This window comes from Arenimonas composti TR7-09 = DSM 18010 (assembly GCF_000426365.1).
GTDB classification, from domain to species: Bacteria; Pseudomonadota; Gammaproteobacteria; order Xanthomonadales; family Xanthomonadaceae; genus Arenimonas; species Arenimonas composti.
In genome coordinates, this window is record NZ_AUFF01000001.1 from 450,785 (window position 1) to 474,467 (window position 23,683).

Sequence of the window (23,683 nt, forward strand, 5' to 3'; positions counted from 1 at the left end):
GGTTGGTGAGGGGAGGATTATCGCCGCAAGCGCGTCGACAGCGCCTGCCAGGCGGCCACCGCCAGCATCGCCAGCGCGACCGCGCCCAGCCAGGCCGGCCGGAAGGTGCCGGCGACCGCGCCGGTGATGCCCAAGGCGACGGCGGCGACGAGCAGCAGCCGCAGCTGCGCCACCAGCAGTCGCTCGGGCGTCAGCTGGCCGCGGCTGGTTACCCGTTCCAGCAGGCGTCGCCGGCGCGGCTCGACCACATCGATGCCGGTGGCGTCGAGCAGGTCCATGACGCGGCGCATGCGCCGGGCCAGGCCCGGCACCAGCAGCGTCACGACGAAATCGAGCCAGGCGTCGTCGCCGGCAAGGCAGCGTGCGAAGGTGACGTCGCTCCAGGCCGATTCTTCGGCGAGTTCACGCTGCCGTGCCGCGTCGCGCACCTGCTGGAAGTCCTCGTGCAGCCAGGGCGCGTCGCGGCGGATCTCGTCGAGTCCGAAGAAGTCCGCGATCGCGTCGAGCGCCGGCGTCGGCAGCGGTGCCGACTGCACGACGAGAGCCTCCACCACGGCGGCGCCGACCTCGCGCTTGCGCCGCCTGGTCGCTGCCGGGATCGAGTCCCAGCACCGAGAACGGCCAGCCCGGCTCGTGCGGCGGAGTCATGATGTGGCGGCAGTGCGCAGGCGCGTCGCCGCGCCTACATGCGGAACACGCCGAAGCGGCCCTTCTCGATCGGTGCGTTCAGCGACGCCGAGAGCGCCAGGCCGAGCACGCGGCGGGTGTCGGCCGGGTCGATGATGCCGTCGTCCCACAGCCGCGCCGTCGCGTAATACGGATGGCCCTGGCGCTCGTATTGCTCGCGGATCGGCGCCTTGAACGCCGCTTCCTCGTCGGCGCTCCAGGTCTTGCCGGCGGCCTCGAGGCCGTCGCGCTTCACCGTCGCCAGCACGCTCGCCGCCTGTTCGCCGCCCATCACGCTGATGCGCGCGTTCGGCCACATCCACAGGAAGCGGGCGCCGTAGGCGCGGCCGCACATGGCGTAGTTGCCGGCACCGAAGCTGCCGCCGATGACGACGGTGAACTTCGGCACGTGGCTGCAGGCGACCGCGGTGACCATCTTGGCGCCGTCCTTGGCGATGCCGGCGTTCTCGTATTTGCGCCCGACCATGAAGCCGGTGATGTTCTGCAGGAACACCAGCGGGATGTCGCGCTGGTTGCACAGCTCGATGAAGTGGGCGCCCTTCAGCGCGCTCTCCGAGAACAGGATGCCGTTGTTGGCGACGATGCCGACCGGGTAACCGTGGATGTGCGCGAAGCCACACACGAGCGTCTTGCCGTAGCGCGCCTTGAACTCGTGCAGCGCGCTGCCGTCGACGATGCGGGCGATCACCTCGCGGATGTCGAAGGGCCGGCGGGTGTCCTTCGGGATGATGCCGTACAGCTCTTCGGCCGCGTATTTCGGTTCGCGCGGCGCCTGCACCGCGACCGGCAGATGCTTGCGGCGGTTGAGGTTGGCGATGCAGTCGCGGGCGATCTGCAGCGCGTGGCGGTCGTTCTCGGCGAAGTGGTCGGCGACGCCGCTGACGGCCGTGTGCACGTCGGCGCCGCCGAGCGCCTCGGCATCGACGACCTCGCCGGTCGCCGCCTTCACCAGCGGCGGCCCGCCGAGGAAGATCGTTCCCTGTTCCCTGACGATGATCGATTCGTCGCACATCGCCGGCACGTAGGCGCCGCCGGCGGTGCAGGAGCCCATCACCACGGCGATCTGCGGGATGTTCCGCGCGCTCAGCCGCGCCTGGTTGAAGAAGATGCGGCCGAAATGCTCCTTGTCCGGGAACACCTCGTCCTGCAGCGGCAGGAAGGCGCCACCGGAATCGACGAGGTAGACGCAGGGCAGGTGGTTCTCGAGCGCGACTTCCTGCGCCCGCAGGTGCTTCTTCACCGTCATCGGGAAGTAGGTGCCGCCCTTGACCGTCGCGTCGTTGGCGACGACCACGACCTCGGTGCCGTGCACGCGGCCGATGCCGGTGATGATGCCGGCGGCCGGCGCGGCGTCCTCGTACATGCCGCCGGCGGCGAGCGCGCTCAGCTCGAGGAAGGGCGAGCCCGGGTCGAGCAGGGCGGTGACGCGGTCGCGCGGCAGCAGCTTGCCGCGTTCCAGGTGCTTCGCGCGGGCCTTCTCGCCGCCGCCGAGGGCGGTCGTGGCCAGGCGCTGTTCGAGGTCGGCGACGGCGGCGCGGAGCTGTTCCGCATTCTCCCGGAACTCCGCACTGCGCGTATCCACCCCACTCCTGATCTCCATCCCCACCCCTCGCTACTCGTTCCCGCGAGTTTACTTCCTGCCGGCATTTCCGAGCGCTTACCCGGGCGGGTGGGGTGCGCAGGCCCGGCCTCCGCGAAGGTCACGAGCTCTTTCCCTCCTCGTGGCTCGGGAAAGACTCGTGGCCTTCGCGGAGGCCGGGCGCGTAGGGCATCTCCGCCCGGGCAAGTGCTTTCGGCGCAGCCGAAAGCCAACGCGCGGCGCCGGGCATCCCGGTTTCGCAGGCCGGCAAGCACGCGCAGCAGCGGGAACGACTACCGGCTCCCGCACCCCGCGAAGCGCGTCGTGTCGCTGCGCTCACGACGAAAACCCCGTTCGTCGCTGCGATGCCGGGAACCTGATCCTGAACCGCGACTCGTCGTGTACCGAGCCGAACGCGGCCACCGCCGCACGAACCCCGCAAGCCCGCGCGACGCGTCGCCTGACGAAGAGAGAAAGACCAGCGGAACCACGGAAGCGAGCCATCGCGTTGCGATCCGCGTTCGGCCCGGGACACGCCGAGCCGAGTTCCGGGCGGGATTCCCGGCCCCGAAGCCGAGGTCCCCACCCGAGCACCCGCCCGCCCGGAAAGCGCCCGCTGGCGCGGGGGAGTCATTCGCGCCGCCGCTTCCCCGGCGCGGCTTCGTACCCACGCGGCGGCGCGAATGCTTTTCCCGGGCGCCCGGCCGACGTCCCCCAATGCGCCCGGGAAAATCAGTCGTCTACTTCGCCTTCGGCGTCGGTGGTGACGGCGGCGTCGAGGTTCTCGGCGGCCTGGTCGACCGCGTTCTCGGTGGCGTCACCGACCCGCTCGGCCGCGTTGTCGATGCGCTCGCCGGCGCGACGCGCGGCCTCTTCGGTACGGGCCGCGGCCTCGCGGGCCTCGGCCGCCGCGCGCTCGGCGGCCGCATCGACGTTCTCGGCAGCGGCGCGGGCGGTTTCGCGGGCGGCGTCGCCGGTTTCGTGGGCGGCGTCTTCCATCGCCTGGCCGGCTTCGGCGCGTTCCTGCCTGGCCTCGGGGGTGCAGGCGGCCAGGCCGATCAGGCCGGCCGCGGCCAGAGCGATCGAAAGCTTCGTGGTGTTCATGCGTGCTCCAGTGGACGGTCGCGACGGGATCGGTCGCGGCGGGGATTCTGGAGAGGCGCCTGTGGAGGCGATGTTCATGAATCACGCAAAAGAAACGGGCGCGATTCGCATCGCGCCCGTCGCTCTTGCAGAGCCAGCCGTATTACTGGTCGGCGGCGTCTTCGGCGGCGTCGGCGGCCTCTTCGGCCACGTCTTCCATGTCGTCGGCGATGTCGGCCGCGGCATCGGCGGCAGCGTCGGCACCGGCGGCCTCGGCGGCAGCGGCGTCGTCGGCAGCGGCCGAAGCGTCGGCGGCGGCGTCGGCGGCGAGCTGGGCGGCGGCGTCGGCGGCCGGATCGGCAGCGGCGGCAGCGGCGGCGTCGGCGGCAGCGGCGTTGGCGTCGGCGGCCGAGTCGGCAGCCTGCTGGCTCTCGCTGGTGCAGGCGGCCAGGGCCAGGCCCAGCGCCATGGCGAGCAGGGTCTTGTTCAGGGACATGGGGAGGTTCCTCGTCTGGTTGTTATGAAACGTGCAGATTGCACGTGCCGAAAATCATGGCAGGTCCGGGTCCGGAGTCAAGCGGATTCACGTTTCAGCAAGCTTCAGGCCAGTTCCACGGCCACCGCGGTCGCCTCGCCACCGCCGATGCACAGGGCGGCGACGCCGCGGCGGCCGCCGGTGCGGCGCAGGGCATGGATCAGGGTCACCAGCAGGCGGGCGCCGGAGGCACCGATCGGATGGCCCAGCGCACAGGCGCCGCCATTGACGTTGAGCTTGCCGTGGTCGATGCCGAGTTCGCGCATGGGCGCCATCGCCACCACGGCGAAGGCCTCGTTGACCTCGAACAGGTCGACGTCGCCGACGCTCCAGCCGGCCTTGTCGAGCACGCTGCGGATCGCCGCCACCGGCGCGGTGGTGAACCATTCCGGCGCCTGCGAGTGGGTGGCCTGGGCCACGACCGTCGCCAGCACATTCAGGCCCTGCGCCTTCGCGGTGTCGGCATCGGCCAGCACCAGCGCGGCGGCGCCGTCGTTGATGCTCGAGGACGCGGCCGCGGTGATCGTGCCGTCCTTCCTGAACGCCGGGCGCAGGCTCGGGATCTTCGCGGCGTCGCAGCGCCCCGGCTGCTCGTCGGTGTCGATCACGGTGTCGCCCTTGCGGCCGGCGACGGTGACCGCGGCGATCTCGTCGCGGAAGTGCCCGTCGGCCACCGCGCCCTGCGCGCGGCGCACGGATTCGCCGGCGTAGGCGTCCTGCTCCTCGCGGCTGAAGCCGTACTTCTCGGCGCACAGCTCGCCGAACACGCCCATCGCCTGGCCATCGTAGGGATTGGTCAGGCCGTCGAAGGCCATGTGGTCGACCATCGTGATCGGGCCGAACTTGCTGCCGACGCGCGAGTTCGGCAGCAGGTGGGGCGCGTTCGTCATCGATTCCATGCCGCCGGCGACGACGAGTTTCGCGGAACCGGCGCGGATCGCGTCGGCGGCCATCATCACCGCCTTCATGCCGGAACCGCAGACCTTGTTGATCGTGGTGCAGCCGGCCGAGGTCGGCACGCCGGCACCGAGCGCGGCCTGACGGGCCGGCGCCTGGCCGAGGCCGGCCGGCAGCACGCAGCCCATGATCACTTCGTCGACTTTCGCGGCATCGGCACCGGCGTGTTCGAGCGCCGCCTGGATCGCGACGGTGCCGAGCTTCGTGGCAGGTACGCCGGTGAACTGGCCGAGGAGGGCGCCGATCGGAGTGCGCTTGGCGCCGGCGATGACGACGGTGGTCATGGGTGTGCTCCGCAATGAGTGTCAGCCGGCGATTATAGGTGGTTCGCTGCGGGCTCCCAGCGCCGGATCCGACGGTGCGGATCCGCCAGCGCCGGGCCGACGCGGCCGATCGCACGCCGGGCACCGCGCCGCGCTACGCTGGCGCGCCGCCGGCCGGCGGTCTCCGGGAGCTTCTCGATGTCGATCCGTCGCCGCCCCGCGCGCCATGCCGCGCTCGCCGTGCTCGCCCTCTCGGCCGCGCTCGCCGCGGCGCCCGCGAGCGCCAGCGAATCGCCTTCGGATCCAGCGGATGCGCCCCCGGCCGCCGCCGCTTCCGGAAGCGCGCCGGTCACCGCGCACGGCACGCGGTTCTTCGTCCCCGACGGCTGGACGCTGCGCCAGGACGGCGCGCGGGTCTGGCTCGATCCGCCCGAAGGCGATTCGACGCTTGCGCTGGTCGATGTCGAGGCCGCCGATGCCACCGCCGCCGTCGAAGCCGCCTGGGCCGCGATCGACGCGCCGCCGCGCTGGCCGCTCAAGCTCGCCAGCGCGATGGCCGCGCGCGACGGCTGGGAATCGCTGCATTACGTGGACTACGAAGTGCCGGCCACGGCCGGGCGCGTCTTCTACGCGTACGCGCTGGGCAAGGGCGGGCGCTGGACCGTGGTGCTCGTGGACCTGCCGCAGGCGGTGCAGGACAAGCGCGGCGCGCAGCTGGGCCAGCTGTTCGGGCGGCTGCTGCCGGCCGGCTATGAGCGCGAGTCGTTCGTCGGCCGCGCGGCGCATCCGCTCGACGCCGCGCGGCTCGAGACGCTGCGCGGCTTCGTGCGCGACGCGATGCGCGAACTCGGCGTGCCCGGCGTCGCGGTCGGCATCGTGCAGGACGGCCGCACCGTGCTCAGCGAGGGCTTCGGCGTGCGCCGGCTCGGCGACGCCGCGCCGGTGACGCCGCACACGCTGTTCCCGATCGCATCCAACACCAAGCCGATGTCGACGCTGCTGCTCGGGCGCCTGGTCGACGCGGGCCGGCTGCGCTGGGACATGCCGGTGACCGAGGTCTATCCGGCGTTCCGCCTCGGCGACCCGGCGACCACCGCGAAGGTGCGCATCGAACACCTCGTGTGCGCCTGCACCGGGCTGCCGCGGCAGGACTTCGAATGGATCATGGAGTTCGAAGGGCTCGACGCCGACGGCGCGATGCGCACGCTGGCGACGATGCAGCCGACGAGCGAGTTCGGCGCGCTGTTCCAGTACTCGAACGCGCTCGCCGCCGCGGCCGGCTACGTCGGCGCGTACCGGCTCCATCCGGAGATGGAGCTCGGCGCCGCGTACGACCGCGCGATGCGCGAGGAGGTGTTCGCGCCGCTGGGCATGGACGCGACGACGTTCGATTTCGACGCCGCGCTGGCCGCCGATCACGCGGCGCCGCACGGCTGGGACGTCGACGGGCGCACCGTGCTGGCCGACTTCGCGCCCAACGGCGCCGCGGTGCCGATGCGCCCGGCCGGCGGCGCGTGGAGCCACGTCGAGGACCTGCTGCGCTACGTGCGCATGGAACTCGCGCGCGGCGTCGGGCCGGACGGGGAGCGCGTGGTGTCCGAGGCGGTGATCGACGCGCGGCGCGCGGCGAAGGTCGCGGCCGGCAACGACGTCAGCTACGGGATGGGGCTGCAGACCGACCTCGTGGGCGGCGTCGAGATCGTGCACCACGGCGGCTCGCTGTTCGGCTACCAGAGCGACATGCTGTGGCTGCCCGCGCATGGCGTCGGCGCGGTGGTGCTGACGAACTCGGGCGAGGGCCGCGCGCTGGTGTCGGGCTTCCGCCGCCGGCTGCTCGAGGTGCTGTTCGACGGCGAGGCGCGCGCCTGGCCGCAGCTGCAGGCGTACGGCGAGACCGGCCGCGCGTGGTACGCCTCCGAGCGCGCGACGCTGACGCTGCCGGCCGATCCGCAGGCGGCCGCGGCGCTCGCGCCGGCGTACCGCAACGACGCGCTCGGCCGCATCGACGTGATCCGCGACGGCGACGGGTTGCGCTTCGACTTCGGCGCGTGGTCGGCGCGGATGGCGAGCCGCAGCGGCGCCGACGGCAGCCAGACCTTCTACATGGTGGCGCCGAACCTGACCGGGCTCGAGTTCATCGTCGACGGAGACGGGCTGCTGTTCCGCACCCCGCAGCGCGACTACCGGTTCGGGGTGGTGGACTGACCGCCTCGCCCGCCCCTGTAGGAGCGCCTTCAGGCGCGAAGATTTTTCCGGCCCTGTTCGCGGCGGCGCGTCGGGCGGAAGTGATTCGCGCCTGAAGGCGCTCCTACAGGGTCAGTCGTTGCCTTCGAAGAGCTCGCGGCCGATCAGCATGCGGCGGATCTCGTTGGTGCCGGCGCCGATCGCATAAAGCTTGGCGTCGCGCAGGATCCGCCCGGTCGGGTATTCGTTGATGTAGCCGTTGCCGCCGAGCGACTGGATCGCTTCCAGCGCGACCTGCACCGCGGCTTCGCTGGCATGCAGCAGGCAGGCGGCGGCGTCGATGCGGCTGGCGTGGCCGGCGTCGAAGTCGCGCGCGACCTGGTAGGCGAAGGCGCGGCTGGACTGCAGCGCCGTGTACATGTCGGCGACCTTGGCCTGCATGATCCCGAAGCTGCCGATCGGGGCGCCGAACTGCCGGCGCTCGCGCACGTAGGGCAGGGCGATGTCGAGCGCCGCCTGCATCAGGCCCAGCGGGCCGCCGGTCAGCACCAGGCGTTCGGTGTTCAGGCCGCGCATCAGCACGCGCACACCCTGGTTGACCTCGCCGAGCACGTTCTCCGCCGGGATCACGCAGTCCTCGAACACCAGTTCGCAGGTGTTCGAACCGCGCATGCCGAGCTTGTCGAGCTTCTGCGCGGTGCGGAAGCCGGGCATGCCGCGCTCGACCAGGAAGGCGGTCATCGAACGGCTGCCCATCTCGCGATCGGCGGTGCGCATGTAGACGATCAGCACGTCGGCGTCGGGGCCGTTGGTGATCCACATCTTGCTGCCGTTGGCGAGCCAGCTGCCGTCCTCGCGGCGCACCGCGCGGCAGGCCATCGAACCGACCACGTCGGAACCGGCGCCCGGCTCGCTCATCGCCAACGCGCCGACGTATTCGCCGCTGCACAGTTTCGGCAGGTACTTCTGCCGCTGCGTCTCGGTGCCGTTGGCGTAGAGGTTGGCGACGCACAGGTTCGAATGCGCGCCGTAGCTCAGGCCGACCGATCCCGAAGCCCGCGAGATCTCCTCCATCGCCACCAGGTGCGCCAGGTAACTCATGCCGGAGCCGCCGTAAGCCTCCGGCACGGTCATTCCCAGCAGGCCCATCGCGCCGAGCTTCTGCCACAGGTCCGCCGGGAAGGCGTTGTCGTGGTCGATCTGTTCGGCTCGCGGGGCGATTTCCGCCTCGGCGAAGCGGCGGACCGCGTCGCGGAGGGCGTCGAGTTCTTCGCCGAGGGGAAAGGTGCGCATAACAGGCCTTAACAACTGGGGTCGGATTCCGACGTTAAGACCCCGGCGGGGCGGGGTCGAACTATTCCGATGGGGAGGGGCCTGGCCGGAACAACCGGGGTCAGAGCCCTTTTCCCTTCGGGTCATCGCCGCGATCCCCCGGCAATGCCGGGGGAAAAGGGATCTGACCCCAACTCAGTTGCCGCGGCGGCCCTGGAAGCGCGGGGCCGGGGCGCCGAGGTGCGGCAGGCGCAGCTTGCCGATCGCGGTGATGCGCTCTTCGGCCATGCGGTCGGCGGCCTGGTTGGTCGGGATGCCGTCGCGCTTGGCGATCTCGAAGATGCGGCCCAGGTTGTAGTAGATCGTCCGCATCATGCGCATCGCACGCTCGCGGTTGTAACCGTCGATCTCGAGCGAGACGTTCATCAGGCCACCGGCGTTCACCGCGTAGTCCGGGGCGTAGAGCATGCCCCTGGCCGCGACCTCGACGCCCATCTGGTCATTGGCCAGCTGGTTGTTGGCGGCGCCGCAGATGACCTTGCACTTCAGGCGCGGCAGGGTCTTCTCGTTGACGGTGCCGCCGAGCGCGGTCGGCGAGTAGACGTCGGCGTCGACGTCGTAGATGTCGTCCAGGGCCACCGCCTCGCAGCCGAACTCGTCGACGGCGCGCTGCACGGCGTCCTGGTTGATGTCGGTCACGAAGACCTTGGCGCCGCGCTCGCGCAGCAGCTTCACGAACTCCATGCCGACGTGGCCGACGCCCTGCACGGCATAGCTGTACTTGCCGACGTCCTCGTCGCCGAACTTCACCTGCAGCGCCGCCATCAGGCCCTGCAGGGTGCCGAAGGCGGTGAAGGGCGAGGGGTCACCGGAACCGCCGTGCACCTGGTGCACGCCGGTCACGAAGTCGGTTTCCTTGAGCACGTACTCCATGTCGTTGACGTCGATGCCGACGTCCTCGGCGGTGATGTAGCGGCCACCGAGCGAGTTCACGAAGCGGCCGAAGGCGCGGAACAGCGCCTCGGACTTGTCCTTGTTCGGGTCGCCCCAGATCACGGCCTTGCCGCCGCCCAGGTTCAGGCCGGACACCGCCGCCTTGTAGGTCATGCCGCGGCTCAGGCGCAGCACGTCGTTCAGCGCTTCCGCCTCGCTCGCGTACGGCCACATGCGGGTGCCGCCCAGGGCCGGGCCGAGCACCGTGTTGTGGATCGCGATGATTGCCTTCAGGCCCGCGTCCTTGTTGTGGCAGAACACCACTTCCTCGTGGGCCGAGGTCGAGATGGATTCGAAGATCATGGAAAGGCTCCGGTCGGCGGGGGTGGCGCGCGAAAGCGAGGCCACCAAGTCGCATGAAAAACGACCCGCAAGTGATTGATTGGTTTAGCGCAGCCCCCTTCACGATGGGAGGTCCGGGTGGCTGGCGCGGCGCATTGTAAAGCAAACGCTCTAGGCGGACCCGTGCCCCTGTCCGCTGCCGCCGGGGCGGGCCGTTAGCCACTTTGCCTGGCGACTCCCTCTCCCCGGAGAGTCGCCGGCCTCCAACCCTTCAGAGCATGGGGTTCATTGGGCGGCCAGACGGTCGCCCTCTTTTTTTGTTCATTGCCGGCTGCCTAGACTCCGGCCATGGCGGAAACCAGACGCATCGACGATCTCCCGGGCAGCTTCGGCTATGGCGCCGGCGTCCTCTACGGGCTGCCGCAGCCGCCGCGCTGGATGGGCGAGGTGCGCCCGGACCTGCAGAAGGTCCTGCTGCTGCTCGACTCCAACGACATGCTGTTCGGCCAGCTCACCGGCCTGGACTGGGAAGGCGGCAACGTGCTGCTGCGCGCCGGCGACGTCACCCATTCGAACCCGATCAGCGACCTGCGCGCGATCATGCTCAGCGCCGACACCGACGCCCGCGCGGTGGCGCCGCCGCTGTCGGTGGCCAGCACCCTGAAATACCGCGACGGCGGCGAATGGCGGCTGTCCTCGCACACCTTCAGCGCCGACCTGTTCGGTGCCGGCTTCTTCGCGATCGCCGAAGGCGAGCTGCACGCGATCTTCGTGCCATGGCGGGTGCTCGCCGAGCACCGCGTGGTGGTCGAGTCCGGCCACGGCGACCACCGGCGCGCCCGCCTGCAGCGCGAGGTCGCCTTCCGCCAGGGCGCCGAGATCGACCGCCTGCGCGCGGCGCATCTGAAGCTCGTGCCGCAGGGCGGCCGCGACGACGCCGACCAGCGCCGCCGCTCGTTCGCCCGCGCCTTCTCCGACTCGGAACCGGGCGCGTGAGCCCGGCCCGCCGCGCTTGAACCCGCTGCAACGCTGGCAGCGCGCCGAAGCCCTCGCGGCCGCGGCGCAGCTCGACATGGCCCGCGGCGAATACGCCGTGCTCGCCCGCGACCCCGACTGGGCGCTGCCGGCCGAACTGCGCCTCGGCGAACTGGCCCTGCGCCAGGGCCGCCTGCGCGAGGCGGTCAGGCACGCGCAGGCCGCGTACGCCGCGCGCGAACCCGACGCGGTGTTGCTGGAAGCCGTCTGCGGCCTGCTGTTCGCGGTCGGCGAAGTGCAGGCCGCGCTGGCGATCGCCGACGAACCGGCGCTGCGCGGCGCCGGCGACCCGCAGATCCTGGCCGGCATGGGCCGGCTGCTGTCGGGGCAGGGCGAGGTGACGCGCTCGCTGCCCTACCTGCGCGCGGCGATCGCCCGCGGCCTCGACACCGCCGAGCTGCGCTACCTGGCCGGCAACGACGCCGCCTATGCCGGCGAGACCGACGTCGCCGAACGCGAGTACGAGGCGGCGCTGGCGCGCGACCCGGCATATGCGCCGGCGCATCGCGGCCTGGCGAAACTGCGGCGGGCGACGGCGGCGCGCAACCACGTCGAGCGGCTGCGGCGGGTGATCACCGCGGTGGATCCGCGGCATGCGGATGCGCCGCTGCTGCACTACGCGCTGTTCAAGGAACTCGACGATCTCGGCGATGCGGCCGCGGCGTGGGCGGCGCTGGAGAGCGGGATGGCGCTGCGCCGGGCGCAGGTGAGGTTCGAGGAGGCGGCCGACACGGCGCTGTTCGACGTGGCCCGCACGTGGCGACCACTTAACGGTGTCAGAGACAGTTATCCGGCGGGGGATGACTGTCCCCGACACCTGGCGACGCCGATCTTCATCGTCGGGTTGCCGCGTTCCGGCACGACGCTGCTCGAGCGCATCCTCGGCAGCCACCCGGACGTGGCCGATGCCGGCGAACTGCGCGACTTCATCGTGCAGCTGCGCATCGCCACCGGCCGCGCCGGCGGCCCGCACGTCGACGCCGACCTGCTCGCAGCGGCGCGCAACGCCGACCTCGCCGCGCTCGGCCGCGCCTACCTCGACCACACCGCCTGGCGCGCCCACGGCCGCCGCTTCTACACCGACAAGCTGCCGGCGAACTTCCAGCTGCTCGGCCCGATCGCCGACGCGCTGCCGCAGGCGCGCTTCCTGCACATGCGCCGCGAGGCGATGGAAGTGTGCTTCTCGAACCTCAAGGAACTGTTCGCCGACGCCTACCCGCACAGCTACGACCAGGCCGAGATGGGCCGCCACTGGCGCCGCTACGACGCGCTGATGGCGCACTGGCGGCGCGAATACCCGCAGCGCATCCTCGATATCGACTACGCCCGCCTCGTCGCCGAACCCGAGCCGGTGGCGCGCGAGGTGCTGGCCTTCCTCGGCCTGCCCTGGGACCCGCGCGTGCTGGAAAGCGAAGCCCGCCCCGGCGCCGTCGCCACCGCCAGCGCGGCCCAGGTGCGCGAACCCATCCACACCCGCTTCCTCGGCCAGTGGCGCCGCTACGAAACCTGGCTCACCCCGCTGCGCAACGCACTCGACACGGGCGGATAGTCAACAACGGCATTTCAACAACGGATAAGGGCCGATCAAGGCCGATTGAGGCAGAAGCGGGAATCGAAAGAGGCTCGCGCCCGACGGCCCTGCCCGGGTTCCGACGCCCCATTTCATAGAGCTTCTAATCGGCTTTTCCGGCTTTTATCCGTTGTTGAAAAAGCCGCTGTCAGGCGAGTTCGACGCGGTTCTTGCCGGCGTGCTTGGCGCGGTAGAGGGCGGCGTCGGCGGCGGCGATCAGCACCTCGGCGCCCACGCCCTCCTGCGGCACCATCGCCGCCACGCCGATGCTGATCGTGACCCGCCCCTGCGGCGAACCGGGGTGCGGCAGGTCGGCGTGCAGCACCGCCTGGCGCACGCGTTCGGCGACCGCGGCGGCGGCCTGCAGGTCCAAACCCGGCAGCAGCAACGCGAATTCCTCGCCGCCGTAGCGGCCGGCGGTGTCCTGCGGCTTGCGCAGCTCGGCCTCGACGCGGCGGGCGACGACCCGCAGCGCCTCGTCGCCGGCCAGGTGGCCCTTGAGGTCGTTGTAGGCCTTGAACTCGTCCAGGTCGAACAGCGCGAACGCCAGCGGCGTGCCGCGCCCCAGCCCGGCGGCCCAGTCGCGGTGCAGGCGCTCGAGCAGGCTGCGCCGGTTCGCCAGTTCGGTCAGCGCATCGAAGTACGACAGCCGCGACAGCTCGGCATTGGCCTGCTTCAGCTCGCGCCCGCGCGCCTCCAGTTCCTGCGTGCGTTCGCGCACCTGCACCAGCAGCGCGGCCTCGCGACGGCGCAGGTGGCGCTCGCGCAGGCGCACGGACACCCACGCGAGCAGCAGCAGGCCGATCGCGTACGCCGCCAGCGCCGGCGGCGCGCGCCAGGCCGGCACAGGGATCTCGAAGGCGATCGACAGCGGCGCCGCGCGGGCGCCGGTGTGGTCGCGGGCATCGACATGCAGGCGGTAGCTACCCGGCGGCAGGCCGGTGAAGTGGCGCACCGGCACCGGCGTCCACTCGCCCCAGCCCGGCTCCAGGCCCTCGAGCCAGGTGCGGTAGCGGTTGAGCGCTTCGCGGTGGCCGCTGAGCAGGGCGAACTCGACTTCCAGCGTGCGCGCGCCCAGCGGCAGCCGCAGCGGCGTGGCCTCGGCCGGCGCGACGTCGGCGCCGTCCACCCGCAGCGCTTCCAGCAGCAGCGGCGGCGCGGCGGTGCGGCGGCCCGACAGCGGCGGCACGTACACCGCGGCGCCGCCGATCGTGCCGGCCCACACGCGGCCGTGGGCATCGGTGACGAGGGCGCCGGCGTTGCATTCGTCGTGCGGCAGGCCGTCGCTGCGCTGGAACCGCAGCACGTCGAAACCGCCGTCGCTGCGCGGCCGCCAGCGTGCGGCGCCGTAGTCGCTGCAGACGATCAGGTCGCCGGCGCCGTCGCGCACCACCGCATAGGCGTAGGGCACCGGCGTCGCCGGCAGCGCCGGCTCGGTGACCAGGCGCGGCTGCTGCGGATTGGTGATGTCGACGCGGACGATGCCCGACGCGCGCGAGCCCAGCCACAGGATCTGCCGGCCGCCGGCGTCGGGCAGCAGGGTGATGCCGTAGTAGGCGTCGTCGGGCAGGCCCTCGGCGGTGCCGTAGTAGAACCAGCGGCCGCCGCGGTACGCCGCCAGGCCGCGGCCGACGGTGCTCGCCCACATCACCGCCTCGCTGCCGCTGCCGGTCTGCAGCAGGGCGACGACGCGCTGCGGATTGGCCGGATCGGCGGGGTCGAACCACTGCCAGCGGCCGCGGTTCCAGCGGGCGACGCCGCCCTGCCGCAATCCGACCCAGGCTTCGCCGGCGGCGGTGGGCAGGATGAAGGCGACCGCCTCGCGGTCGGCCTTCGGCCACGGCGTCGGCAGGGTTTCGATGCGCTCGCCGGCGATGCGGGCCAGGTGGCCGTTCCACATGCCGATCCACAGATGGGTTTCGGCGGCGTCGCCGGCGGCGTCGGCACCGTCGGCGACCCGGGCGAGGCTGCGCACGGTCGGGTTCGGCAGGCCGTCGGCCGCGGTCCAGTGCCGCCATTGGCCGTCGCGGAAGCGGGCGAGGCCGTCGCCGTCGCTGCCCAGCCAGAGCGCCTCGTGGCCGTCGATGCCCTGTTCGACCAGCACCGCCCAGACGCCGTTGGCGCTGTCGCCGAGGCGGCTGACGGTGCGCCAGCTGCCTTCCAGGCGCAGGCGGATCGCGCCGACGTCGGTGCCGACCCACACCTGCGGGCGGCCCTGGGCGTCGGCGCCGAGGGCGAGCGCGCGGGTGCGCTGGTTGCCGATGCGGGCGAGGTAGTCGAGTGATTCCCAGCGGCCGTCGCGCAGGCGCGCGGCGCCGTCGCGCAGGCCGACCCAGACCTGCGGCTGCATACGGCCGACATCCTGCAGCAGCAGGCGCTGCACGAAATCGGTGTCGAGGGCGCCGGCGTCGCGGGTGTAGCGCGTCCAGCGGCCGGCGTGCAGGCGGGCGACGCCGCCGCCGTAGCTGCCGACCCACAGGCTGTCGCCGCCCTCGGCCTCGGTCCAGGTGGCGAGGCTGCTGATCTCGAAGAAGCGCGGGCCGGGGATGTCGGGGACCACTTCCACGCAGTCGGCGGGCGCGTCGCAGCGCCACAGGCCCAGGCCGAAGGTGGCCAGGTGGATGGGGTCGTACTCCGTCGAGCCGCCGGGGACGGATCCCGCACCGGGGGCCAGCACCACGTCGAAGATGTCGACATCGCGCAGCACGTCGGGCAACGCCAGCGCCTCCCAGCGCCCGTCGCGCCACTCCGCGACGCCGCCCCAGGCGGTCACGAACAGCCGGTAGCCATGCGCGCCATCGGCGAACCAGCGCAACCGCCGCGCCGACGGATGCGGCAGCCCGGCATCGACCTGCTGCCAGCGCCCGGCGCGCATCCCGGCACCGTGTGGCGATGGCGGCAGCCGCCACACGCCGGCGTCGGGGAAGGCGACCCACACCACGCCATCCGGCGTCACCGCGACATCGCGCACCGCGCCGTCGAAGGCCGGGTCCGGCCCGCGCACCGGCACCATCCGCAGGCCGTTGAAGCGGGCCAGGCCGCGCATCGTGCCGACCCACACGTGGCCGTCCGGCGCGGTGGCGACGGCGGTGACGGTGGGGTCGGGCAGGCCGTCGCTGTCGTCGAAGCCGACCGCCGGCAGGTGGCCGATCTGGTCGATGTCGATGCGGGAAGCGAAGGCGGAGGGCGTGAGGGCGACCAGCAGCGCCAGCAGCCAGGAACAACCGTGCCAATAACCGTGCCGGGCACCGTCAAGCGCGGAACCGTTGATCACGGAACTGTCTCTGACACCGTTGTTCGCGGCACCGTCGCTCGCCGTCACGTCCCCACGCTCCGCGATTCCCCGCAGCGACTATAGCGGCGAAGCGGGGAGGGTGCGGGGCGGCCGGGCAGGCGCCCCGGACGGGGGCGTTACAATCCGGGCATTCGTCTCACGCGGAACCGCACGATGGCCACCCCCGCCGACCAGATCCCCCAGACCGAGACCGAGCGCGCGCCGCTGCGCTTCGTCACCGCCGCCAGCCTGTTCGATGGCCACGACGCCGCGATCAACATCATGCGCCGGCTGATCCAGGCGCAGGGCGTCGAGGTGATCCACCTCGGCCACAACCGCAGCGTCGAGGACGTGGTGCGCGCGGCGTTGCAGGAAGACGCCGACGGCATCGCCCTGTCCAGCTACCAGGGCGGCCACACCGAATACTTCAAGTACATGGTCGACATGCTGCGCGAGCGCGGCGCCGGCCACATCCGCGTATTCGGCGGCGGCGGCGGCACGATCACGCCCGAGGAGATCGCCGAGCTGCAGGCCTACGGCGTCGAGCGCATCTACCACCCGAACGACGGCATGCAGATGGGCCTCGTGGCGATGATCGAGGACCTGGTGCGGCGGACCCTTAACAACCGGGGTCAGATTCCTTCGTTAAACCTGCGTGAGGTTGGCGGGGGCAAGCCGGGGAAGAACCGGGGTCAGAGCCCATTTCCCTCCGGTGACGCCGCGAACGGCAGCCGCTTCGGGGAAATGGGGTCTGACCCCATCGCTGGGGAGATCGTCCTCGGCCGCATGCTGAGCGCGATCGAGGACGGCATCATCGACGAATCCCAGCTCGCCACGCTGCGCAAGGAGTGGCAGCTGGCCGGCGGCAAAACGCCGGTGATCGGCCTGACCGGCACCGGCGGCGCCGGCAAGTCCAGCGTCACCGACGAGCTGATGAACCGCTTCCTGCAGCATTTCCCGCAGATGCGCATCGCGGTGATCAGCGTCGACCCGACCCGCCGCCGCACCGGTGGCGCCCTGCTCGGCGACCGCATCCGCATGAACAGCCTGCGCAGCCCGCGCGTGTTCATGCGCAGCATGGCCACCCGCCGCCAGCACGCCGCCACCAACACGGTGCTGAAGGACTGCATCGCCTTCCTGCGCGCGCAGGGCTTCGACCTGGTGATGGTCGAGACCGCCGGCATCGGCCAGAGCGACAGCGAGATCGTCGACCTCGTCGATTTCCCGATCTACGTGATGACCAGCGACTACGGCGCCCCGAGCCAGCTCGAGAAGATCGACATGATCGATTACGCCGAGCTGGTGGTGCTGAACAAGTTCGACCGCCGCGGCGCCGAGGACGCCCTGCGCGACGTGCGCAAGCAGTGGAAGCGCAACCGCGTCGCCTTCCAGCTGAAGGACGAGGAGGTGCCGGTCTACCCGACCATCGCCAGCCAGTTCAACGACCCGGGCGTGACCTGGATGTTCGCGAATCTGTGCAGGTTGCTGAGGCAAAAGATGTCCGCCCCCGGACCCGTAGGAGCGCCTTCAGGCGCGATGCCTTCGAACGGGAGCGGCGGTGAAGCGGACAAGGGCATCGCGCCTGAAGGCGCTCCTACAGGGAAGGGCATCGCGCCTGAAGGCGCTCCTACAGGGGGGGCGTGTGATTTTCGGCCTGACGTCGACACCGCGCTGAAGGAGCCGCGCGCCACGGTGCTGATCCCCGGCAACCGCACCCGCTACCTCGCCGAGATCGCCGAGCACGGCCGCCGCATCAACAGCGACATCGGCCGCCAGGCCGAAGCCGCCGACCGCGCCCAGCACTACTGGGAAGCCCTGCGCGAGCTCGGCGACCCGAACCTGCCGAAGGCGCTCGAGGCCTACGACCCGGCCCACCTGCACAGCCCGACGTCCAGCGCCGGCGGCAACCTCGCCGCCGCCGACTACCCGGCCTGCGGCGAGCGCCGCAGCGGCCTGCCGGACCGCCGCAAGCCGACCTTCCAGTGGGAACGCCGCCAGGCCACGACCCCGATCGACAACGCCGCGACCACCACCCCGGTCGCGATCGACCGCAGCCTGCTCACCCTGCGCCAGCGCTACAACGACGCCCTGACCAGCCTGAGCGCCGAATCGCTCGACCTGCTGCGCCGCTGGCCGCAGCGCCTGGCCTCGATCACCGACGAAGTCGGCGAATACCAGGTCCGCGACAAGACCCTCCGCGTCGACAACTACCGCGAATCCCTCAGCCACCAGAAGATCCCGAAGATCGCCGCGCCGAAGTACCGCAGCTGGGGCGAACTGCTGACGTTCCTGGGCAAGGAGAACCTGCCCGGCGCCTACCCGTACACCGCCGGCGTGTACCCCTACCGCCGCACCGGCGAGGACCCGATCCGCATGTTCGCCGGCGAAGGCACGCCGGAACGCACCAACCGCCGCTTCCATTACCTCAGCGCCGGCCAGCCCGCGGCGCGCCTGTCCACCGCCTTCGACAGCGTCACCCTCTACGGCGAGGACCCGGCGCCGCGCCCGGACATCTACGGCAAGATCGGCAACAGCGGCGTCAGCATCGCCACGCTCGACGACATGAAGAAGCTGTACTCGGGCTTCGACCTGTGCGCGCCGACCACCAGCGTCAGCATGACGATCAACGGCCCGGCGCCGATGATCCTGGCGATGTTCATGAACACCGCTATCGACCAGCAGGTGGAGAAGTACCTGCGCGCCGACCAGCCGCGCTGGGACGCCGCGCACGCGAAGATCGAGGCCTTCTTCGAAGGCAGGCAGCGCCCGCGCTACGAAGGCGAACTGCCGGCCGGCAACGACGGCCTCGGCCTCGGCCTGCTCGGCATCACCGGCGACCAGCTCGTCGACGCCGAGACCTACGCCCGCATCAAGGCCGAAACCTTGCGCACCGTGCGCGGCACCGTGCAGGCCGACATCCTCAAGGAGGACCAGGCGCAGAACACCTGCATCTTCAGCACCGAGTTCGCGCTGCGGATGATGGGCGACATCCAGCAGTACTTCGTCGACCACAAGGTGCGCAATTTCTACAGCGTGTCGATCAGCGGCTACCACATCGCCGAAGCCGGCGCGAACCCGATCAGCCAGCTCGCCTTCACGCTGAGCAACGGCTTCACGATCGTCGAGTACTACCTCGCGCGCGGCATGCACATCGACGATTTCGCGCCGAACCTCAGCTTCTTCTTCAGCAACGGCATGGATCCCGAGTACACGGTGATCGGCCGCGTCGCCCGCCGCATCTGGGCGCGGGCGATGCGCGAGCGCTACGGCGCCAACGAGCGCAGCCAGATGCTGAAGTACCACATCCAGACCAGCGGCCGCTCCCTGCACGCGCAGGAGATCCAGTTCAACGACATCCGCACCACGCTGCAGGCCCTGTACGCGCTGTTCGACAACTGCAACAGCCTGCACACCAACGCCTACGACGAGGCGATCACCACCCCGACCGAGGAGAGCGTGCGCCGCGCGGTGGCGATCCAGATGATCATCAACAAGGAGCTGGGGCTGAACTTCATCGAAAACCCCTGGCAGGGCAGCTTCGCGGTCGACTACCTCACCGACCTCGTCGAAGAGGCCGTCTACAAGGAGTTCGAGGCGATCAGCGAGCGCGGCGGCGTGCTCGGCGCGATGGACACGATGTACCAGCGCGGCAAGATCCAGGAAGAGAGCCTGTACTACGAGCACAAGAAGCACGACGGCTCGCTGCCGCTGGTGGGCGTCAACACCTTCCTGCCGAAGGACCATGCCGGCGAGGTGGCCACGACGATCGAACTGATCCGTTCGACCGAAGGGGAAAAGGGGCAGCAGATCGACAACGTGCGCGCGTTCCAGGCAGCGCGGAACGGGCTGGCTTCAGAGGGGCTGGCGCCGCTGCAGAAGACGGCGCGGGAGAGGCGGAATCTGTTCGAGGCGTTGGTGGAGGCGGTGAAGACGCATAGCCTGGGGCAGATCAGTCATGCCCTATACGAGGTCGGCGGCGAGTATCGGCGCAACATGTGAGTTGGGCTGCCCTCGCTGATTCGCTGATCTCTAGTCGAGGTACTGCACAGGGGGCAGGAAAATGGCTAGACCGGAAGAGAGGTTTTCGGGACTTAAGATCTCTCCAGAGAAGATCGCGGCACTGACTGACGACGATCTGTCTCACTTATTCCGAGCACTGCTTACTGCGCATGGCTGCCGGGTGGGTGTTCCTAGCAATGGAACTGTGGTCAACACCGAAGGCAGGGCAAGAGATGATGGCTGCGACGCTTGGAGTGCGTCTGCGGCCCGGCCAGATGAGTGGCTAGGCGTTGAGGAAACGTGTTGGCAGCTTAAGGCGGGTTCCGCGGGGGAACCGGCGAGAATCAAGGGCGAAGTAACCAAGCGTATCCCTACCGAGACAATAAAAGGTGGAGGCCGATTCGTCGTCGTTGCGTGCGGGTCGACGAATGGAAAGAAAGGCGAGGAAGATCGTTTAGTTAGCTTGATCGAAGATGCCAAGAACGCTGGACTTGCGATCGACAAGATCGCCGTGCTCGGATCAGAGCGTCTGGCAAGCTGGTGCGACTTACACCCTGCAATCTCGTGGCGGTTCGCCGGAAACACCACCAGCTTGGTGACTATCGACCGCTGGGCTACGAGTCAGCAGCATCGGGTCGAATGGCAAGCGTCGGATCGAATCGAGGCCATACTGGCGAGTGCCAGGGGCAGTATAGATCCTCGGGACGGAGACGTTCTGCACCTCCATATTGAGGGATTGCCAGGTGTCGGCAAGACTCGCTTCGCACTGGAGCTTTGTAAGAAGGCTGAATGGGCGGCTGATGTCCTCTATGTCCGGCAAGCCGCAGAAGTGGAAGTTGGACAAATAATTCAGTCCATCGTGAGTTCCCCGAACGCCGAGCTAGTTGTCGTCGTCGATGAGGTTCAAGCAAACCAGCTTCTCCCGCTGAGAGAGATGGTGGGATACGCGGAAGGCAGAGTTCGGCTGGTGACGATTGGTCATTCCAGAACCCCCGATCCTGATCAAATTCCATCGATTCGAATTGAGCCTCTGGACGAGGATCAGATGAAGACGCTTGTTGGCGCATGGCATGAGGGCATGCCAGCTGAGCACATTGACTTCGTCGTCACATTTGCGGATGGGTTTGTTCGGTTGGCTCAATTGGCGGCGAGCGCCGTGGCGAGAAATCCTGCTGGGTCCGTCAGGGATCTGCTCGATCAGCAGCACATTCGGCAGTTTCTCGATCAGATGCTAGGACAAGGTCCGCGCCACGCTCTTTATGTCGTTGCTGCTCTGACGACGGTTGGCTGGGACGATGAAGTGTCTGGAGAAGGTGAGGCCATTTCCAAGCATTTGGGATTGGACTGGAGGGCGGTTAAGGCTGAAGTCGAGAGGTTCGATCGGGAGTTCGGGATCGCTCCTAGAGGTGGAAGGCGGCGATACATTTCTCCAACGCCCCTTGCGGCACATCTTGCGGTGGAAGCTTGGGCTGCGATGCCGGATGTGATGCGGACGTTACCCGAGGCTCTCCCAAGTGAAACAGCAAGACTTGCCTACTTTGAGCGGGTACGGACCATCGCCACGACGCCATTCGCGCGCGAGTTTGCGATTGAGGAGCTGAAGGCTTTTTTTGACTTGGCGGCGTTCCGGACGGAGTCGGACATCAAGCGCTGGGCTGCGCTGTCAGCAGCGGCGCCGCTATTGGCGGCACGGGGTGCGTGGGCTGCGCTTAAAGACTCTTCTTTGGTTGAACGGCAGCGAATTTCTGGTGCCTCGCGGCGATTCCTTGTCTCGACACTGGTGCGCCTTGCATCGCGATCTAACTCTTTTCGCGAGGCGGCAATGTCGCTTGCTCTCCTCGCGGAGGCTGAGAACGAAGGCTTTTCAAACAATTCCACCAAGGAGTTAGGCGATCTCTTTCAAGTCCACCTAGGCGGGACTGCGGCACCTTACTCTGAAAGAATCAAGATTGCAGAAGAGCTGGTTGCATTTCGCCGAGACACATTGACGAGAGTGGTGATTGGGGCGCTCGCGCGCGTTGCGGAGCTAAATGAAGTTCGGATTGTGGATACTCCTGGGTTCGGAGTCGCAAAGGAAGTCGAATGGCGTCCGCAAACGCCGATTGAACGTGCCAGCTGCATTGAGAGTGCAATCGGCCTGCTGACGCGTATCCTCAATGAAAATCCCGGTGTCGAAGAAGAGATCGTGAGAGCTTTACCGGCCTTCTCGTATCTCCTCCCTATGCATCTGGTGCGAGATAGGGTTCTTGAGTTTATGCGTGTTGTCGGAAGTCGTTCGGAGGTAGCTAGAAAGTCTGTTGTCGCAATACTCGCCAAGTATATGGACAAGGAGAGTAGGTACTGGCATCGGCTCTCTGAGAGCGCCAAGGATGAGGTCTATCAAGTACTTGCGGCGTTTGAACCAAGAAACTTGGTCGAGAGAATCGAGATTGCCGTCGGATCAAGTCCTTGGGATAAGGCGCCTGAGTTTAGCTTTGAGGAGCTGGCGAAGGAGCTGGATGCTCAGACAATTAAGTCTCTTCTTCCGTGGCTAACTTCGGGTGAGGCGAGCGACGCGTGGAGATTTGGAGAGGCTGTATGTTTGGGGCGTGACCTTCGCGAGCTTGGTGATTTGTTGCGCCAGAACGAGAGCTCTTTCGGGAGCGACCTGCGGTTCGTGTTTGCCGTGGTTGGAGTTGGGCGAAGGGAACTCGGCGATGACTGGTTCAATTCTTGGCTCGCCGCAATCGGCGCTGAGTCGCCCCGTGGGGCGACTATCGCGATTGAGGCGATTTGGCGCGTTGGCGCGACGAGACAGTCTCTTGAGGCCGGGCAAGAGCTCCTTCGAAGCGCGTCTAGAGAAGCGATCCGCGGACTCGCGTTTGGTGATTGGTATTTGAATTCAACGGATGACGTTCTTGTGGGTTTCCTTTGGCGCGTCTTGGACGAAGGCGAGTGCTCGGTCGTGCTGACGATTGTCGATCAACTCACGAAGAATCGGAAAGTGGTGCAAGGGGTCGAGGCCTTGGTGGAAGAATTGCTTGGACGACCTGAGTTGGTTCGTAGCAATGACGTGATGACTGAATACCACTGGAAAGAGCTGGCGCTTCGGTTCCTTGAAGGAAATGTCGGTCTCGTCCTTACGACAGTTCTTGCCGCGCACGCGACTAGGGATTCCCGAAGCTGGTTCATTGAGTTTAGCCAGGTCAAGGAGGTTGTCGAGCGTGTTTCGATCGACCACCCGGAAAGATTTTGGGAAGGTGTCCGGTTCTATCTTGAGGATCCAGCTGCGCGCGGTCTCTTCACTATCGGTTTTCCAGGCGGACTTCTGGAGGATGTTCCGTACGACGTGCTCAAGAAGTGGGCAAGCGTGGATCCAGAAGATCGCGTTGGACTACTGGTTCGGCTTGTCGAGTCGGACTTTTCCACGCCGACTTCACTTGCGTCGATGCTGCTGGAAGATTTTGGCGGATCGCCCCGAGTTGACGACGCATTTTTTGCTTCCTACGTCAGCGGTGGATGGTCCGGTCCCGCTTCACTTCATTGGTTCAAGCTGGCGGAGGGGCTCGAACAGTTGTGTCAAAGCCGTGATGGTTACTTCAGGTCGTGGGCGAGGGGTGCTATCGCTTCTCTAGAGGCAATGGGCGCTAGGGACCTCAAACGGGAAGAAGAAGAGGCAGCCCTACAAAGAGGCCAGTAGCTAAGCGTTGGCGGCCCTCGACCTCCTTCAGACCAGGACTGAGTTGGACGCTGGTGTTCCCGATGGCCAGCCCGGTACCCGGCAGCGACTGGAGCCATGATCTGCGCTATCCACCGGTAGAGGCGATCGTCCGATGCCGATGCCGTTGCCGATTCGCTTCATTGCCGCTGATTTCGCCAGCCCGTCCGGTGCACCCAAGAATTCAGCTAAACCCATCCCATGAAACAACGGCCCGTAGAGGCTCCCCACTCCCGCCATCCCACACGAACAGCTCCAGTCGCAGGGATCGAA

At 68.7% G+C, this 23,683-nt stretch carries 13 protein-coding genes; 5 read left to right on the forward strand and 8 right to left on the reverse strand.

From position 1 onward, the window contains the following. Nucleotides 1-17 precede the first annotated feature (17 nt). The 5 genes from K311_RS0102060 to K311_RS0102080 all read right to left on the reverse strand — a co-directional run bounded on the left by K311_RS0102060 (nt 18) and on the right by K311_RS0102080 (nt 5,125). Entirely contained in the window at nt 18-536 is a 519-nt protein-coding gene (locus K311_RS0102060) for a hypothetical protein (protein ID WP_026815942.1), read from the reverse strand. A gap of 146 nt (nt 537-682) precedes the next feature. Beyond that, nucleotides 683-2,287, reverse strand: a complete 1,605-nt coding sequence (locus K311_RS0102065) for a carboxyl transferase domain-containing protein (protein ID WP_026815943.1) — start codon at nt 2,285-2,287, stop codon at nt 683-685. A 711-nt stretch (nt 2,288-2,998) separates the two neighbouring features. Continuing rightward, the gene (locus K311_RS17370) at nt 2,999-3,370 is read right to left on the reverse strand and encodes a hypothetical protein (protein ID WP_051239380.1); all 372 of its coding nucleotides are present in this window, start codon (nt 3,368-3,370) and stop codon (nt 2,999-3,001) included. 142 nt (nt 3,371-3,512) lie between these two features. Next, the gene (locus tag K311_RS0102075; protein WP_026815944.1) at nt 3,513-3,845 is read right to left on the reverse strand and encodes a hypothetical protein; all 333 of its coding nucleotides are present in this window, start codon (nt 3,843-3,845) and stop codon (nt 3,513-3,515) included. A 104-nt stretch (nt 3,846-3,949) separates the two neighbouring features. Next, on the reverse strand, nt 3,950-5,125 hold the full coding sequence (locus K311_RS0102080) for a thiolase family protein (protein WP_026815945.1): 1,176 nt from the start codon (nt 5,123-5,125) through the stop codon (nt 3,950-3,952). Nucleotides 5,126-5,302: 177 nt separating this feature from the next. On the opposite strand from K311_RS0102080, the gene K311_RS14845 reads away from it, so the two are divergent. Continuing rightward, the gene (locus tag K311_RS14845; RefSeq protein WP_051239381.1) at nt 5,303-7,309 is read left to right on the forward strand and encodes a serine hydrolase domain-containing protein; all 2,007 of its coding nucleotides are present in this window, start codon (nt 5,303-5,305) and stop codon (nt 7,307-7,309) included. 111 nt (nt 7,310-7,420) lie between these two features. On the opposite strand, the gene K311_RS0102090 is transcribed toward K311_RS14845, so the two are convergent. Continuing rightward, the gene (locus K311_RS0102090) at nt 7,421-8,581 is read right to left on the reverse strand and encodes an isovaleryl-CoA dehydrogenase (protein ID WP_026815946.1); all 1,161 of its coding nucleotides are present in this window, start codon (nt 8,579-8,581) and stop codon (nt 7,421-7,423) included. A gap of 174 nt (nt 8,582-8,755) precedes the next feature. After that, entirely contained in the window at nt 8,756-9,856 is a 1,101-nt protein-coding gene (locus K311_RS0102095) for a Glu/Leu/Phe/Val dehydrogenase dimerization domain-containing protein (RefSeq protein WP_026815947.1), read from the reverse strand. A gap of 327 nt (nt 9,857-10,183) precedes the next feature. Between K311_RS0102095 and K311_RS0102100 the strand changes: the two genes are divergently transcribed. After that, nucleotides 10,184-10,831, forward strand: coding sequence for a hypothetical protein (locus K311_RS0102100; RefSeq protein ID WP_026815948.1), 648 nt, complete (start codon nt 10,184-10,186; stop codon nt 10,829-10,831). Between the two features lie 16 nt (nt 10,832-10,847). After that, nucleotides 10,848-12,419, forward strand: a complete 1,572-nt coding sequence (locus K311_RS0102105; RefSeq protein WP_026815949.1) for a tetratricopeptide repeat-containing sulfotransferase family protein — start codon at nt 10,848-10,850, stop codon at nt 12,417-12,419. Between the two features lie 169 nt (nt 12,420-12,588). Here the strand turns inward: K311_RS0102105 and K311_RS0102110 are convergent, their stop codons facing one another. Next, nucleotides 12,589-15,714, reverse strand: coding sequence for a diguanylate cyclase domain-containing protein (locus K311_RS0102110; RefSeq protein ID WP_154659415.1), 3,126 nt, complete (start codon nt 15,712-15,714; stop codon nt 12,589-12,591). A gap of 174 nt (nt 15,715-15,888) precedes the next feature. Here K311_RS0102110 and K311_RS0102115 point away from each other — a divergent pair, with 174 nt between their 5' ends. Together K311_RS0102115 and K311_RS18275 are read left to right on the forward strand one after the other, a co-directional pair. After that, nucleotides 15,889-19,713 (forward strand): methylmalonyl-CoA mutase family protein, encoded by a 3,825-nt coding sequence (locus K311_RS0102115; RefSeq protein WP_026815951.1) that lies wholly within the window; start codon nt 15,889-15,891, stop codon nt 19,711-19,713. Nucleotides 19,714-20,176: 463 nt separating this feature from the next. Then, the gene (locus K311_RS18275) at nt 20,177-23,392 is read left to right on the forward strand and encodes a hypothetical protein (protein WP_154659416.1); all 3,216 of its coding nucleotides are present in this window, start codon (nt 20,177-20,179) and stop codon (nt 23,390-23,392) included. Nucleotides 23,393-23,683 lie beyond the last annotated feature (291 nt).